General features: G+C 73.5%; 13 protein-coding genes and 1 riboswitch. Of the genes, 11 read left to right on the top strand and 2 right to left on the bottom strand.

The annotated features are described in order from the left end of the window. Positions 1-29 precede the first annotated feature (29 nt). The 3 genes from JT721_RS05950 to JT721_RS05960 are packed head-to-tail and all read left to right on the top strand — an operon-like array spanning position 30 to position 3,026. Positions 30-1,130 (top strand): diacylglycerol kinase, encoded by a 1,101-nt coding sequence (locus tag JT721_RS05950; protein ID WP_205472019.1) that lies wholly within the window; start codon positions 30-32, stop codon positions 1,128-1,130. Further along, on the top strand, positions 1,127-1,936 hold the full coding sequence (locus JT721_RS05955) for an SDR family oxidoreductase (RefSeq protein WP_307827910.1): 810 nt from the start codon (positions 1,127-1,129) through the stop codon (positions 1,934-1,936). The genes JT721_RS05950 and JT721_RS05955 overlap by 4 nt, the downstream gene beginning before the upstream one ends. A gap of 10 nt (positions 1,937-1,946) precedes the next feature. After that, entirely contained in the window at positions 1,947-3,026 is a 1,080-nt protein-coding gene (locus tag JT721_RS05960; RefSeq protein ID WP_205472020.1) for an MBL fold metallo-hydrolase, read from the top strand. Between the two features lie 151 nt (positions 3,027-3,177). Here the strand turns inward: JT721_RS05960 and JT721_RS05965 are convergent, their stop codons facing one another. Beyond that, positions 3,178-3,618, bottom strand: a complete 441-nt coding sequence (locus tag JT721_RS05965; RefSeq protein ID WP_205472021.1) for a GNAT family N-acetyltransferase — start codon at positions 3,616-3,618, stop codon at positions 3,178-3,180. A 60-nt stretch (positions 3,619-3,678) separates the two neighbouring features. Beyond that, positions 3,679-3,785, top strand: a riboswitch (TPP riboswitch). Between JT721_RS05965 and JT721_RS05970 the strand changes: the two genes are divergently transcribed. From JT721_RS05970 to JT721_RS06000, 7 genes are all read left to right on the top strand, one after another. Beyond that, positions 3,776-4,834 (top strand): thiamine ABC transporter substrate binding subunit, encoded by a 1,059-nt coding sequence (locus JT721_RS05970; RefSeq protein ID WP_205472022.1) that lies wholly within the window; start codon positions 3,776-3,778, stop codon positions 4,832-4,834. It overlaps the preceding riboswitch by 10 nt. Further along, positions 4,831-6,465, top strand: a complete 1,635-nt coding sequence (locus tag JT721_RS05975; RefSeq protein ID WP_205472023.1) for an iron ABC transporter permease — start codon at positions 4,831-4,833, stop codon at positions 6,463-6,465. Before JT721_RS05970 ends, JT721_RS05975 begins: the two co-directional genes overlap by 4 nt. Next, on the top strand, positions 6,465-7,481 hold the full coding sequence (locus JT721_RS05980; RefSeq protein WP_205472024.1) for an ABC transporter ATP-binding protein: 1,017 nt from the start codon (positions 6,465-6,467) through the stop codon (positions 7,479-7,481). The genes JT721_RS05975 and JT721_RS05980 overlap by 1 nt, the downstream gene beginning before the upstream one ends. Before the next feature lie 5 nt (positions 7,482-7,486). Next, the gene (locus tag JT721_RS05985) at positions 7,487-8,536 is read left to right on the top strand and encodes a phosphatase PAP2 family protein (protein WP_307827911.1); all 1,050 of its coding nucleotides are present in this window, start codon (positions 7,487-7,489) and stop codon (positions 8,534-8,536) included. 416 nt (positions 8,537-8,952) lie between these two features. Continuing rightward, entirely contained in the window at positions 8,953-10,266 is a 1,314-nt protein-coding gene (locus tag JT721_RS21645; RefSeq protein WP_205472025.1) for an NlpC/P60 family protein, read from the top strand. Between the two features lie 61 nt (positions 10,267-10,327). After that, positions 10,328-12,310, top strand: a complete 1,983-nt coding sequence (locus JT721_RS05995) for an acyl-CoA dehydrogenase (protein ID WP_205472026.1) — start codon at positions 10,328-10,330, stop codon at positions 12,308-12,310. After that, complete coding sequence (locus tag JT721_RS06000) at positions 12,310-12,975, top strand: class I SAM-dependent methyltransferase (protein WP_205472027.1); 666 nt, start codon at positions 12,310-12,312, stop codon at positions 12,973-12,975. Before JT721_RS05995 ends, JT721_RS06000 begins: the two co-directional genes overlap by 1 nt. A gap of 18 nt (positions 12,976-12,993) precedes the next feature. Here JT721_RS06000 and JT721_RS06005 read toward each other — a convergent pair whose 3' ends face one another. After that, on the bottom strand, positions 12,994-13,491 hold the full coding sequence (locus JT721_RS06005; RefSeq protein ID WP_205472099.1) for an inorganic diphosphatase: 498 nt from the start codon (positions 13,489-13,491) through the stop codon (positions 12,994-12,996). Between the two features lie 100 nt (positions 13,492-13,591). Here JT721_RS06005 and dacB point away from each other — a divergent pair, with 100 nt between their 5' ends. Continuing rightward, positions 13,592-15,058, top strand: coding sequence for a D-alanyl-D-alanine carboxypeptidase/D-alanyl-D-alanine-endopeptidase (dacB, locus tag JT721_RS06010; protein WP_205472028.1), 1,467 nt, complete (start codon positions 13,592-13,594; stop codon positions 15,056-15,058). Positions 15,059-15,096: the final 38 nt, after the last annotated feature.

Genomic DNA, 15,096 nt, shown 5'->3' on the forward strand with positions numbered 1-15,096 from the left:
GAAACTAGAACCTGTTCTATCTTTCGTCCATGTCCCAGGTCATCCCCGAGAAGCCGCTGCGCGTCGTCGTCTGGTCGACAGGCACCATCGGTCGCCACGCCATCGCCGGCATCGACGCCCACCCCGACCTCGAGCTGGTGGGGGTCTGGGTCAGCAACCCCGACAAGCACGGCAAGGACGCCGGCGAGCTGGCCGAGCTGGGTCGTGAGCTCGGCGTACGGGCCACCACCGACCGCGACGAGCTGATCGCCCTCGCCCCCGACGCCATCGTGCACACCGCCATGGCCGACGACCGGGTCTTCGAGTGCATCGACGACCTCAAGTCGTTCGTGGCTGCCGGCATCAACGTCACCAGCAGCGGCCCGGTGCTGCTGCAGTGGCCCGAGGAGATCCTGCCGCCGGAGATGATCGCCGACCTCGAGGACGCCTGTGCCCGCGGGGGCGCGAGCATGCACGTCAACGGCATCGACCCCGGGTTCGCCAACGACGTGCTGCCGCTGGTGATGACCAGCCTCTCCCAGCGCATCGACGAGGTGCGGGTGATGGAGATCTGCGACTACTCCACCTACTACCAGCCCGTCGTGATGGGCGACCTCTTCGGCTTCGGCAAGCCGATGGACCAGGTCGGCATGCTCTGGCTCCCCGGCATCCTCGGCGCCGCCTGGGGCAGCGTGGTCCGCCAGATCGCGGCCGGCCTCGACATCACCCTCGACGAGCCGCTCACCGAGGAGGTCGAACGCCGGCCGGCCGAGCGGGACACGCCCTCGGTCTCCGGCGACGTCGCCGCGGGCACCATGGGCTCGGTGCGCTTCCAGGTGATCGGCAAGGTCGACGGCGTGCCGCGCGTCGTGCTCGAGCACATCACCCGCACCGCCGCCGACTCCGACCCGGACTGGGAGAAGCCCCCGGCCGGCACCGACGGCTGCTACCGGGTGCGGATCAGCGGCGAGCCGATGATGCAGGTCGACTTCACCCACCACGGCGAGCACGGCGACCACAACGTCAGCGGCATGATCACCACCGCGCAGCGGATCGTGAACGCCCTCCCGGCCGTGGTCGCCGCGCCCCCCGGCATCGTCCGCGCCATCGACCTGCCGCTGGTCACCGGCCGCGGGCTGGTCGCCCGGTGAGCGGCATCCTCGACCGGTTCGCCGTCACCGACCAGGTCGCGATCGTCACCGGCGCCGGTCGCGGGCTCGGCGCCGCCACCGCCGTCGCGCTCGCCGAGGCCGGCGCCGACGTGCTGATCTCGGCGCGCACCGAGGCACAGCTCGACCGGGTCGCCGAGCAGGTCCGCGCGACCGGCCGGCGCTGCCTCGTCGTGGCCGCGGACCTCAGCGACCTCGACGCGGTCGCCGGCCTCGCGCAGGCGGCGTACGACGAGTTCGGCCGGCTCGACACGGTCGTCAACAACGTCGGCGGCACCTTCCCGACCGAGTTCCTCAAGACCAGCAACGAGTTCCTCAACGAGGCGTTCAGCTTCAACGTCACCACCGCCCACGCGCTCAGCCGGGCCGCCGTGCCGCTGATGCTGTCGGCGGCGCCCGACGCGCAGAAGAGCATCGTCACGATCAGCTCGATGATGGGCCGCACCGCCGACCGCGGCTTCATCGCCTACGGCACCGCCAAGGCTGCACTGGCCCACTGGACCAGGATGGCCGCCCAGGACCTCGCCCCGACCATCCGGGTCAACGGCATCTACGTCGGCTCGATCATGACCAGCGCCCTCGAGTACGTCGCCGGGCAGCCCGAGCTGATGGACCAGCTCGAGACCAAGACCCCGCTCAAGCGGGTGGGCGAGCCCGAGGACATCGCGGCCGGCGTGCTCTACCTCGCCTCGCGTGCGGGGCAGTACGTCACGGGCAAGCTGCTCGAGATCGACGGCGGGATCCAGCAGCCCACCCTCGATCTCGGGTTCCCCGACGTGGCGCCGTAGGGTCCGCAGGGTGGCTCACGACCCCGGCACCTCCACGGCGTACGCGGTCTCACCCGACTCCGGCGAGCACTGGACCGCCGAGGGCGCCTGGGAGGTCTCGCCCGGCGTCCACCGGGTGCCGCTGCCGCTCCCGATGGACGGCCTGCGCGCCGTGAACGTCTACGTCGTCGAGAACGACGACGGGCTCACCCTCGTCGACGGCGGCTGGTCGATCGAGGTCGCGCGCGACCTGCTGCAGCGCTGCCTGAGGTCGATCGGTCACGACTTCCGCGACATCCGGCGGTTCCTCGTCACCCACGTGCACCGCGACCACTACACACTCGCCCGGGTGCTCGGCGCCGAGGTGGGGGCCGAGGTGGCGCTCGGCCGCGACGAGCAGCCGGCGCTCGAGCTGCTCAACAACGTGCACGAGCTGACCCGTAGCCCGTTCATCGAGGTGCTCGAGTCGGCCGGCGCCCACGACGTCGCCGCCCAGTGGGTGCGGCTCGACGCCGACGGCGACCTGCCCGACGCCGCGATGTGGGCCTACCCCGACACCTGGCTCGAGGGCGACCAGCAGCTCGAGGTCGGCAGCCGCACGCTCGACGCCGTGCACACACCGGGCCACACGCCGGGCCACTTCGTCTTCGCCGAGCGCGCCGCGGGCCTACTCTTCGCCGGCGACCACGTGCTCCCGACGATCACCCCGTCGATCGGGTTCACGGTGCCGCCGACGCCGCAGCCGCTGGGCGACTTCATGGCCTCGCTGACCAAGGTGCGCGCCCTCCCCGACCTGCGGGTGCTGCCCGCCCACGGCCCGGTGGGCATGTCGTCCCACGAGCGGGTCGACCAGCTGCTCGCCTTCCACGGGGGCCGCCTCGACCAGACCCTCGCCGCCGTGCTCGGCGGGGCCCGCACCGGCCACGACGCCGCCCAGCACCTCGGCTGGACCCGCCACGAGAAGGCCTTCCCGACCCTCGACGTCTTCAGCCAGGGCATGGCGGCGATGGAGACCAAGGCCCACCTCGACCTGCTCGCCGCCCAGGGCCGGGTCACCCGCACCCGCGACCCCGACGGCTCGTTCCGCTACGCCCCTCCCGTCCCCGACTGACGGACCACCCCGTCGCTGGTCGAGCAGCGCTGCTCGCTGGTTGAGGAGGGACGAAGTCCCGTCTCGAAACCTAGTGAGACGACAGCCCTCCGTCCCCACCGGAGGGCGTTCGGCCGTACGGGGTTTCGAGACAGTTGCCAGCGCAACTTCCTCAACCAGCAGCCGGGTCGCGGCGCATGGGGAGGTGGGGGATGCCGTCCTCGAGGAACTCGGGGCCCGTGACGGTGAAGCCGAACGACGCGTACCAGTCGGCGAGCGGGGACTGGGCGTCGAGGACGACGGGGCGGGCGGGGCAGGCGGCGAGGGCGGCGGTCATCAGGACGTCGGCGAGGCCGCGGCCGCGGGCGGCGGGGGCGAGCACGACGCGGCCGACCCGCCAGACCTCGCCGTCGTCGAGCACCCGCGCGACGCCGAGGAGGGCGCCGTCGTCCTCGAGCAGCACGTGGCGGGTGCCGGGCTCGTCGTCGCGGCCGTCGAGGTCGGGGTAGGGGCACTGCTGCTCCACGACGAACACGTCCTGCCGCAGCCGCCACACGGCGTACGCCGTCGCGGCATCGAGGTCGGCGAAGGCCAGGGCACGGGTGGTCGGCACGGTCGAAGTCTCACAGAGCAGGGGGCTGGCCCCGGCCGCGAGGGCACCCAGTAGGTTGGGAGGACAAGACAGGGGAGCACCCCGTGGTGCTGAGAGTGCGGATCCGCCGCAGACCCTCCGAACCTGCTCCGGTTAGCACCGGCGAAGGGAGTCATCGATGCGTCGCACGCATGCGTCAATCACCGTCCTCGGCCTGGCCCTGGCGGCCACCACGGCGGGCTGCTCGCTCGGTGGGGGAGGCGACGACGAGGGTGCCGGCAAGGCCGAGCAGGTCGTGCTGGTCACCCACGAGTCGTTCGCCCTGCCCGACGAGGTGGTCGCGCAGTTCGAAGAGGAGTCGGGCTACGACCTCGTGCTCCGGGCGTCCGGCGACGCCGGCGCGCTCACCAACAAGCTCGTGCTCACCAAGGACGACCCCACCGGCGATGCGGCGTTCGGCGTCGACAACACGTTCGCCAGCCGGGCGCTCGACGAGGGCGTCTTCGACACCGCCGAGGCCGAGCTGCCCGCCGGCGCAGACCGGTTCGCGCTCGACGGCGACGGTGCCGACCGCCTGGTGCCGGTCGACAACGCCAACGTCTGCATCAACGTCGACACCACGTGGTTCGCCGAGCAGGGCGTCGAGCCGCCCGCGACGCTGGAGGACCTCACCCGCAAGCAGTACGCCGACCAGCTCGTCCTCCCCGGCGCGGCCACCAGCTCGCCGGGCCTCGCGTTCCTGCTCACCACCGTCGCGGCCTTCGGCGACGACTGGCCGTCGTACTGGCGCGACCTGGTGGCCAACGGCGCCAAGCTCACCGAGGGCTGGTCGGACGCCTACCAGGTCGACTTCACCCAGGGCGGCGGCGGGGGCGACCGGCCGATCGTGCTGTCCTACGACTCCTCGCCGGCGTTCACGATCGCCGACGACGGCACCACCACCACCGCGGCGCTGCTCGACACCTGCTTCACCCAGGTGGAGTACGCCGGCGTGCTGGCCGGGGCCGAGAACCCCGAGGGGGCGCGCGAGCTCGTGCAGTTCCTCACCGGGCCCGAGGTGCAGGCGGCCCTGCCGACCTCGATGTACGTCTTCCCGGTGTCGTCGGAGGTCGAGCTGCCGGCGGAGTGGGCGGAGTTCGCGGTGCAGCCGGACGACCCGTGGTCGGTCGACCCCGCCGAGATCAGCGCCAACCGCGACGCCTGGCTGCGTGAGTGGAGCGACGTCACCTCGCGATGAGGCGCGCCCTCACCCTGCTGGGGCTGGCCGCGGTGCCGGTCCTGGTGCTGGCCGTCTTCTTCGTGCTCCCGGTCTCCGGGATGCTGGCCCGCGGCTTCTGGCCCGACGGGCGCTTCGACCCCGGCGCGGTGCTGGAGGTGCTGACCCGGCCCCGGGTGCACCGCGTGCTCTGGTTCACGATCTGGTCGGCTGGGCTGGCGACCGCGGTCAGCGTGGTGCTGGGGCTGCCGGCGGCGTACGCGCTGCACCGGTTGGCGCTGCCGCTGCGCCGCACGATCCGGGCCGCGCTGCTGGTGCCGTTCGTGCTGCCGACCGTGGTGGTGGGCGTCGCTTTCCGCCAGCTGCTGGGCGAGGCCGGGCCGCTGGGCTTCCTCGGTCTCGACGGCACGCCGGTGGCCATCGTCGGGGCGCTGGCCTTCTTCAACGTCGCCGTGGTGATCCGGTCGGTGGGCGCCTCCTGGGAGTCGCTCGACCCCCGCCCGGGCGAGGCCGCCGCGGCGCTCGGGGCCAGCCCCGCCCAGGTGTTCCGCACGGTGACCCTGCCGGCGCTGCGGCCCTCGATCGTCTCGGCGGCGAGCGTGGTCTTCTTGTTCTGCGCCACGTCGTTCGGCGTCGTGCTGACCCTCGGCGGACTGCGCTACTCCTCGGTGGAGACCGAGATCTACCTGCTCACCACCAACCTGCTCGACCTCCAGGCGGCCGCCGCGCTGTCGATCGTCCAGCTGGTCGCGGTGACCGCGCTGCTGGTCGTGGCCGGCCGCCTCCGGCGGGTGCCCGACCCCAGCCTGGCCCGGGTGGTGGCCCGTCCGCGCCGGGTCCGTCCGGGCGACGCCGCGCCGGTGGTGGCCACCGTGCTGCTGCTGGTGGTCGTCGCGCTGCCGGTGGTCTCGCTCGTCGTCGGGTCGCTGCGGCAGGGCGACCGGTGGACGCTCGACCACTACCGCGCCCTCGCCGGGCGCGGCGCCGACGAGGCGCTCCTCCAGCCGGCGAGCGACGCGCTCCTGCTGTCACTGCGCACGGCCGTCGACGCCACCTGGATGTCGCTGGTGCTCGGCACCCTGGTGGCGGTCGTGGTCTCCCGTCGCTCGCGCGGCCGGGCCGAACGGCGGTTGCGCGGCGTGCTCGACGGGTTCTTCATGCTCCCGCTGGGGGTCTCGGCGGTGACCCTCGGCTTCGGCTTCCTGATCACGCTGGGCCGCCCGCCGCTGGAGCTGCGCGACTCGGCGCTGCTGGTGCCGGTCGCCCAGGCGCTGGTGGCGCTGCCGCTCGTCGTGCGCACCCTGGCCCCGGTGCTGGCGTCGGTCGACGAGCGCCAGCGCCAGGCGGCCGCCTCGCTCGGGGCGGGTCCGCTACGGGCCGCCCTCACCGTCGACCTGCCGGTGGTGTGGCGGCCGCTGCTCGCCGCAGCCGGCTTCGCGTTCGCCGTGTCGCTCGGCGAGTTCGGCGCCACGTCGTTCCTCGCCCGCGACGAGCGGCTCACCCTGCCGGTCGCCATCTACCGGCTCATCGGCCACCCGGGCGCCGCCAACTACGGCATGGCGCTCGCGGCCTCCGTCGTCCTGGCCGCCACCACGGCCGTCGTCATGCTCGCGGTCGAGCGGCTGCGGGTCCCGTCGTTGGGAGCGTTCTGATGCTCGGTGTCGACCACGTCGACGTGGACTACGACGGCGTCCCCGCCGTCGTCGACGTCTCGCTCGACCTGCCCGACGGCCTGGTGCTCGCCGTGCTGGGCCCGTCCGGCTCGGGCAAGTCCACGCTGCTGCGCGCGATCGCCGGACTCGAGCCGGTGCGGTCGGGACGCGTCACGTGGGACGGCGCCGACCTGGCCGGCACCCCCACGCACAAGCGCGGCTTCGCGCTGATGTTCCAGGACGGTCAGCTCTTCCAGCACCTCACGGTGGCCCGCAACGTCGCCTACCCGCTGCGGCTGCGCCGGGCCCGCGACACCGCCACCCGCGTGGCCGAGCTGCTGGAGCTGGTCGGGCTCTCCGGCTACGGCGACCGGCTGCCCGCGACCCTGTCCGGCGGCGAGCGGCAGCGGGTCGCGCTGGCGCGGTCGCTGGCCGTCGAGCCGCGGCTGCTGCTGCTCGACGAGCCGCTCTCGGCCCTCGACGCCGGCCTGCGCGAGCGGCTGGCCGGCGACCTGTCCCGGATCCTGCGCGCGGCCGGCACCACCGCGCTGATGGTCACCCACGACCACGAGGAGGCGTTCGCGGTGGCCGACCGGATCGCTGTGATGCGCGACGGTCGGCTGGTGCAGCACGGCGACATCGACGCCGTCTGGCGTGCGCCGGTCGACGCCGCGACCGCGCTGTTCCTCGGCTACGCCTCGGTGCTCGAGGGCGGGGCCGCGGCGCGGGTGCTCGCCGCCGCGGGACTGCCGGCGGCACCCGGGTCGGCCGTCGCCGTACGCCGCTCCGCGCTGGCGCTGGCCGAGCGCGGCCCGCTCGCCGCGACGGTGGTGTCGGCCCGCGCGACCCCCGAACAGGTGCGGCTGGTCGTCGACGTCGTCGGCGCCGGCGCGCTGGACGCGGTGGCTCCCCTCGACCACCCGGCCGCGCCGGGCCAGGAGGTGCACCTGGTCGTGGACCGCACCCGGCTCGCCGTCCTCCCGGGTGCCGCCCGGGAGGACCTCTCCCTAGACTGACCCGCGTGTACCGCCGCGCCTACGCCCTCCTCGTGGGCAACGCCCTGCTCATGGGCGGGCTCGCGGTCGTCGCGGCGATCGTCCTCGACAAGCCCCTGGGCGACCCCGAGGGCAGCTTCCTCGGCCCGTCCTACATCCGGCTGCCGCTGCTGCTCTTCGGCGCGCTGCTGCTCGACATGCTGCCCCGGCTGGTGTGGCAGGCGCGGCTGAACCCCAAGCGGATGCCCACGGTCGTCCGCGAGCGGTTGCGCAGCCACTGGAGCCGCGAGCGGATGACGCTGGTCGCGCTCGGGATCATCTGCTTCTACATCGTCTACGTGTCGTACCGGAACCTGAAGTCGTTCCTGCCCTCGATCATGGGCGACACCAAGTACGACCGCGAGCTGCACCTGCTCGACAAGGCGCTGTTCTTCGGGCACGAGCCGGCCACGATCATCCACTCGATGCTCGGCACCAACATCTCGGCCCACGTGCTCAGCTACATCTACCTGTGGTTCCTGCCGATGGTGCCGCTCGGCGTCACCGCCTGGCTGGTGTGGTCGCGCAACATGAGCTTCGGCTACTGGTTCGTGACCTCGCAGTGCGTGGCCTGGACCCTCGGCACGCTCTCCTACTACGCGCTGCCGACACTCGGCCCGGGCTTCCGCTACGTCGAGCTCTACACCGACCTGACCTACACCCCCACCAGCCGGCTGATGGACTCCCTCGCAGAGGACAGACACACGGTGCTCCACGGGAGCGTCGAGGGAGCCATGCAGACCGTTGCGGGGTTCGCGAGCCTGCACACGGCGATCACGCTGCTGCTCGCGCTGATGGTGCAGTACACGATCCGCAACCGCGCGGCCCGGATCGCCTGCTGGGTCAACTTCGGGCTGACGATCATCGCCACCATCTACTTCGGCTGGCACTACCTCGCCGACGACCTCGCCGGCATCGTGATCGCCCTGGTCGCCTTCTACGTCGGCGGCATCGCCAGCGGCCAGAAGTTCGAGCGCAAGGGCACCGCCTCGCACCCGACGACCACCACCTCCGCCGTACCCGTCCTGCGCGACTGACCGCCCGCAGGTCGAGGAGGGACGAAGTCCCTCGTTGCCCGGCGAGACCCGAGCCGTTCCCGTTCCCACCGGAGGACGTCCGGGTGCGGGGTTCTCGACGGCGGCGTGCCTGCGCTGGTCGAGGTGCGAGGAGCCCTGGCGACGAGCCTCGAGACCCGGTGAGGCGCGAGCCCTCCCGTTCCCACTGGAGGGCGTTCGGCCGGCGGGGGTTTCGAGGTTCGCTTCGCTCGCACCTCAACCAGCGCCGGTGGTCGCTCCTCGCTGCTCGACCGCCGATTCTCGAGAATGACATCGTTGTGATTCGCAAGCCGACACGCCGGGGACTGGTGAGAAATCTGAGGATTTTGTGGCATTTGGGGCGAATGTGACTTAGGTTCGTCCGCGTGCCTCTTCCCCGCACCGTCCTTCGCCTGCCCGTGACCGGCCGTCGCGCCGCCGTCGCCGTGGCCGCGCTGAGCCTGGTCGCCGGCGGTGTCGCCGGCACCGCGCAGCTGGCCGCCGCCGACCCCGGCAGCGACGCGCCGACCGCGCAGGACGTGCGGGACGCGCGGCAGGACGTGCGCGACCGCAAGGACGACGTCGCGTCGGTGCAGGCCGCACTGAGCGCGGCGACCGCCCGGCTCCAGGCCGCCCAGGTCGAGGCCGGCCGGGCGGCGGAGGCCTACAACGGCGCCCGCTACGCCGCGCAGCAGGCCCGCCGCGAGGCGAAGCGTGCCGAGCGGGCTGCGGCCGCGGCCGACCGGGCCCTGGCGACCCAGCGCGAGCTGTACGCCGACGCGGTGGTGCAGAGCTACCAGATGTCCCCGAGCCTGGGCGCGCTCGGCGCGATCGGGCAGGCCGACGGCGTCGAGGAGGTCATGGGGCGGCTCGCCAGCGTCGACAACGCCCAAGCCGCCCTCGACGCGCGGCACACGGAGTTCACCCAGGCCTCCGAGGCGGCCGAGACCGCGGCCGACCAGGCCGTCGCGGCCCGCGAGAAGGCCGGCCGCACCGAGGCGGCGACGCGCAGCAAGCGCGACGCGGCGATGTCGGCCGCGGCCGCCGCCGAGGCCGAGGCCGGCGCGGTCGCCGCCGAGCGCGACCGGCTGGTGGCCGACCTGGCCCGCCTGCAGGGCGTCAGCGTCGAGCTGGCCGAGCAGCGTCAGGAGGCCCTCGAGCAGGCCGCCCAGCAGGCCGCCGCCCAGGAGGCCGCCCAGGAGGCCGCCGAGCAGGCCGCGCAGGAGCAGCAGGACCAGCCCGCCGGGCCGACCGGCGCCGCCGAGGAGCCCGTCGAGCAGCCCATCGAGGAGCCGACCGAGGAGCCGGCGGACGAGCCGGCCGCCGAGGAGCCCGCCGAGCCCGCCGACCCGACCCCGCCCGCCCCCGGCGGCGGTGCGTCGGCCGCCATCGCCTTCGCCCGCGCCCAGCTCGGCGAGCCCTACAAGTGGGCCGCTGCCGGTCCCGGCGCCTGGGACTGCTCGGGCCTGACCATGGCCGCGTGGCGCGCCGGCGGGAAGTCGCTGCCCCATTACTCGGTCGCCCAGTACGAGCAGTCGACCCCGATCTCCAAGTCGCAGCTGCGCCCCGGTGACCTGTTGTTCTGGGGCGACTCGGGCCGGCCGTCCTCGATCTACCACGTCGCGCTCTACGTCGGCGGCGACAGGATGATCCACGCGCCCCGGCCGGGCCGCGGCGTCGAGGAGGTCTCGATGTACTACTGGATCACACCCAACTTCTTCGCCCGTCCCTGAGGCGTCGGCCCACCCCCACGTGCGGTGACCGCGGCGGCGTACCGCCAGTAGGTTTGTCGCCATGGCCACCGAGACCAGCGCCCCCGAGACCAGCGTCCCCGAGGCCGCCGCGCCCGGCACCTACGTGCAGCCGACGATCGACGTGCCGGCGCTGACCGCGCTGCTCGACGGTCGCTACGCCGACGTGCGCCAGCTGGTGCGCACCAACCTCGTCGACTACGCCTCGATCCTCGAGGAGGCCGAGACGCTCTCGCAGGCGGAGTTCCGCGAGCGGGTCAAGGAGGTCGTGGTCGAGATGGCCGCGACCGGCCAGACGGGCATGGGCTTCCCCGAGCAGTACGGCGGCGGTGGCGACATCGGTGCCTCGCTCGCGGCGTTCGAGACGCTGGCCTTCGGCGACCTGTCGGTGCTGGTCAAGGTGGGCGTACAGTTCGGCCTGTTCGGCGGCGCGATCCTCCAGCTCGGCACCCAGCGGCACCACGACGCCTACCTGGCGGACCTCGTGACCGGCTCGGTGATGGGCTGCTTCGCGATGACCGAGACCGGCCACGGCTCCAACGTCCAGGCGCTCGGCACGGTCGCGACGTACGACGCCGCGAGCCAGGAGTTCGTGATCACCACGACCCGCGACGACGCCAGCAAGGACTACATCGGCAACGCCGCCCAGCACGCCGAGCTCGCCGTGGTCTTCGCGCAGCTCGAGGTGGCGGGGGAGTCGCACGGCGTGCACGCGTTCGTGGTGCCGATCCGGGTCGACGGCGAGCCCGCCCCTGGCGTGCGGATCGCCGACGACGGCCTCAAGATGGGCCTCAACGGCGTCGACAACGGCAAGCTCTGGTTCGACGGCGTGCGGGTGCCGCGCACCGCGCTGCTCAACCGGTTCGCCGACGTGACGCCCGAGGGCGTCTACGAGAGCGCGATCGACAACCCCAACCGCCGGTTCTTCACCATGCTCGGCACCCTGGTGCAGGGCCGGGTCTGCGTCGGCGGCGCCGGCATCAACGCCGCCAAGGTGGCGCTCACGATCGCCGTCCGCTACGCGCTGCGGCGCCGCCAGTTCGAGGCCACGTCGGACGACGAGGAGGAGCTGCTGCTCGACTACGGCCAGCACCAGCGCCGGCTGTTCCCGCTGCTGGCCCGGACCTACGCGCTCCACTTCGCCCAGGAGGTCGTGGCCGCGCAGTGCCACGACGTGTTCAGCGGCGCGGTGAGCGACGAGAAGGTGCGCCGCGAGCTCGAGTCGCGGGCAGCCGGCACCAAGGCGCTCGGCACCTGGCACGCCACCCGGGCGATCCAGGAGAGCCGCGAGGCGTGCGGCGGCGCCGGCTACCTCGCGGTCAACCGGTTCGCCGCGCTCAAGGCCGACACCGACGTCTTCACGACGTTCGAGGGCGACAACACCGTGCTGCTGCAGCTGGTGGCCAAGGGTCTGCTCACCGACTACTCCAGCGAGTTCGAGGACCTCGACCAGTTCGGCATGGTCCGCTTCGTCGCCAGCCTGGCCGTCGACACCGTGATCGAGCGGACCTCGGTGCACAAGCTGCTGGAGCGGGTCCGCGACCTCATGCCCGGCGGGGACGACTGGGACCAGGAGGCCGGGCTGCTCGACCCGGCCTACCAGCTCGCGATGCTGCGCTACCGCGAGGAGCACATGCTCGCCGGCGTGGCCCGGCGCCTCAAGCGCGGCATCGACCAGGACATGAACCCCGGCACGGTGTTCTCGCAGGTGCAGGACCACGTGATCGCGGCCGCCCGCGCCCACGTCGAGCGCCTGGTGCTCGAGGCGTTCGTCGAGAAGACCGCGGCGCTGCCCGACGGCGACCTCAAGGTCGCGCTCAACCTGCTGTGCGACCTCCACGCGCTGTGCACCATCGAGGCCGACCGCGCCTGGTTCATGGAGCACGGCCGGCTCACCGTCCAGCGCTCCAAGTCGATCAGCCGCGAGATCAACGAGCTGTGCCGCAAGATCCGCCCGCTCGCCCGGGAGTACGTCGACGGGTTCGGCGTGCCCGAGGCGATGCTCCGCTCGCCCGAGCTGATCTGATGAGGGTGCCCGGACTCGGAGGCTGGTCCGACGACCCGCTCTGGGCGTCGTTCTACGACTGGACCGTCGAGCACCCGCGGGCGGGAGGCGCGCTCTGGCGGGCCGGGATCAACAGCGACCTGCGCCTGCTCTACCGCGCCGCCGACGAGATCGGGCGGCAGCCGGCCGGGGCCCGGGTGCTCGACGTGCCCTGCGGCGGCGGGGTCGCCCTGCGCGGGCTGCGGCCCGGCCAGGGGGTCGACTACGTCGCCGCCGACATCGCCCCGGAGATGCTCGACCGCACCACCGCGGCCGCGCGCGACCGCGGGGTCGAGGACCAGGTCACCACCCGCCTCGCCGACGTGGGCGCCCTGCCCTTCGCCGACGACGAGTTCGACCTGGTGGTCTCGTTCACCGGCCTGCACTGCTTCCCCGACCCCGCGCTGGCGGTGGTCGAGATGCTGCGGGTGCTGCGTCCGGGCGGGGTCGTCACCGGCAGCGCGCTGTTCAACGACACCGGCCTGCGCTTCGAGCCGCTGCGGCGGGTCGGCCGGCTCGCGGGTCTGCTCGGCCCGGGGTGCACCCGCGACGCCGTGCGGGCGTGGCTCGGGGTGCGCTGCGACGACGTCACGCTGACGACGAGCGGCGCGATCGGCTACTTCCGCGGCGTGAAGCGCGGCGGCTGACCGGCCTCAGTGGATGCCTCAGTGGATGGCGCCGGGGTTCTCCTTGAGCCGCTCGAACGACGCGGCCACCTCGGCCTCCGCCTCGGTGCGGCCGACCCACTCGGCGCCCTCGACCGACTTGCCGGGCTCGAGGTCCTTGTAGACCTCGAAGAAGTGCTGGATCTCGAGCCGGTCGAACTTCGACACGTGGCTGATGTCGCGCAGGTGCTCCAGGCGCGGGTCGGTGGCCGGCACGCACAGCACCTTGTCGTCGCCGCCGGCCTCGTCGGTCATCCGGAACATGCCGATCGCACGGCACTTGATGAGGCAACCGGGGAAGGTGGGCTCCTGGAGGATCACCATCGCGTCGAGCGGGTCGCCGTCGAGGCCGAGGGTGTGCTCGATGTAGCCGTAGTCGGCGGGGTACTGCGTGGAGGTGAACAGGGTCCGGTCGAGGCGGATCCGACCCGACTCGTGGTCGACCTCGTACTTGTTGCGCTGACCCTTGGGGATCTCCACCAGCACGTCGAACTCCAGCACGTCCCTTGCCTCCACTCACGTCGACCGGCCCACGTCCGCGGGCCCGGGCCAGTGTCGCGCACAATGGGCCGGAGCGCGCAAACGGACAGGAGCACCGGTGCCCCGACGTGACCGATCCCACGACGACCGCGGCCTCGTGGGCCGCCTCGTCGCGCTCGTCGTCGTCCTGGCGCTGTCCGCCGCGGGCGTGGCGGCGTGGCGGCTCGACCTCGTCGTGCCCTGGTACGAGCACCTCACCGGCGACGACCGCGAGCCGGTCTCGCCCGCCGCGGTCGCGCCGCCCCCCGGGCTGGACCTGCCGGTCCTGCCGGCGGGCGCGCCGGTGGCCGCGCCCGCCGACGGGCCAGGCCTGGCGCCGGCGAAGGTACGCCGGGCGCTGGCCCCCCACCTCGCCGACCCGCGCCTGGGCCCGCACGTGCTGGCGACCGTCGTCGACCTCGAGACCGGGGAGGTCGTCCACGACCGCGGCTCGGGCGCCGCCGTGCCGGCCTCGACCACCAAGGTCGTGACCGCGGTGGCCGCCCTGGTCGCCCTCGGCCCCGAGCACCGGTTCACGACCCGCGTGGTCGCCGGTGGCGGCAACCGGGTCGTGCTGGTGGGTGGCGGCGACCCGCTCCTGGGGTCCGCCCCGCCCGACGGCGAGACGGCGTACCCCGCCGAGCGCGCCGACGTGGAGACCCTGGCCCAGCAGACGGCGGTGTCGCTGCGCGAGCGGGGCCGCACCCGGGTGCGGGTCGGCTACGACGACTCGCTGTTCGCCGGGCCGTCGTTCAACCCCGCGTGGCCGCCGACCTACCGCGGCGACGTGGTCGCCCCGGTCACCGCGCTCTGGGTCGACGAGGGCCGGCCCGCCGAGGGCTACGGCCGGGTCGAGGACCCCTCGCTGGTCGCCGCGACGGCGTTCGCCGGGGCGCTCTCGCGGGCCGGGATCGAGGTCGTCGGCGAGCCGCAGCGCGGCGTCGCGGGTGCGGGCGGTGCCGAGCTGGCGTCGCTGGCGAGCCCGCCGGTGCGCGAGATCGTCGAGCGGGTGCTGCTGGTCAGCGACAACGAGGCCGCCGAGGTGCTGGCCCACCACGTGGGGCTGGCCCGGGGCCAGGAGGGCAGCTTCGAGGGCGGTGCCGCCGCGACCGAGGCGGTGCTCGCCGAGCTCGGGGTGCCGCAGCAGGGCCTGCGGCTGCGCGACGGCAGCGGCCTCTCCCGAGAGAACCGGATCAGCCCCGAGGCGCTGGTCGCCGCCCTCGCGGCCGCCACCGCCCCCGACCGGCCCGCGCTCCACTCGGTGCTCGGCTCGCTGCCGGTCGCCGGCTTCACCGGCTCGCTTGCCTACCGGTTCGACGAGGGCGACCCCGCCGGTCGCGGCAGCGTGCGCGCCAAGACCGGCACCCTCACCAACGTCCGCAGCCTCGCCGGCGTGGGCACCGACCGCGACGGCACGCCGTACCTCTTCGTGCTGATGGCCGACCGGATCCGCAAGAAGGACGACGACTACGCCCAGCGCGTCCTCGACCGCGCAGCCGGCGCCCTCGGCGCCTGTCGCTGCTCGGTGGCCCCCTCGGCCGGGTGAGGAACGACGCCCGCCGCTACTCGGGCAGCGGGCGCCGG

This window comes from Nocardioides sp. SYSU D00038, from assembly GCF_016924665.1.
Taxonomy (GTDB): domain Bacteria; phylum Actinomycetota; class Actinomycetes; order Propionibacteriales; family Nocardioidaceae; genus Nocardioides.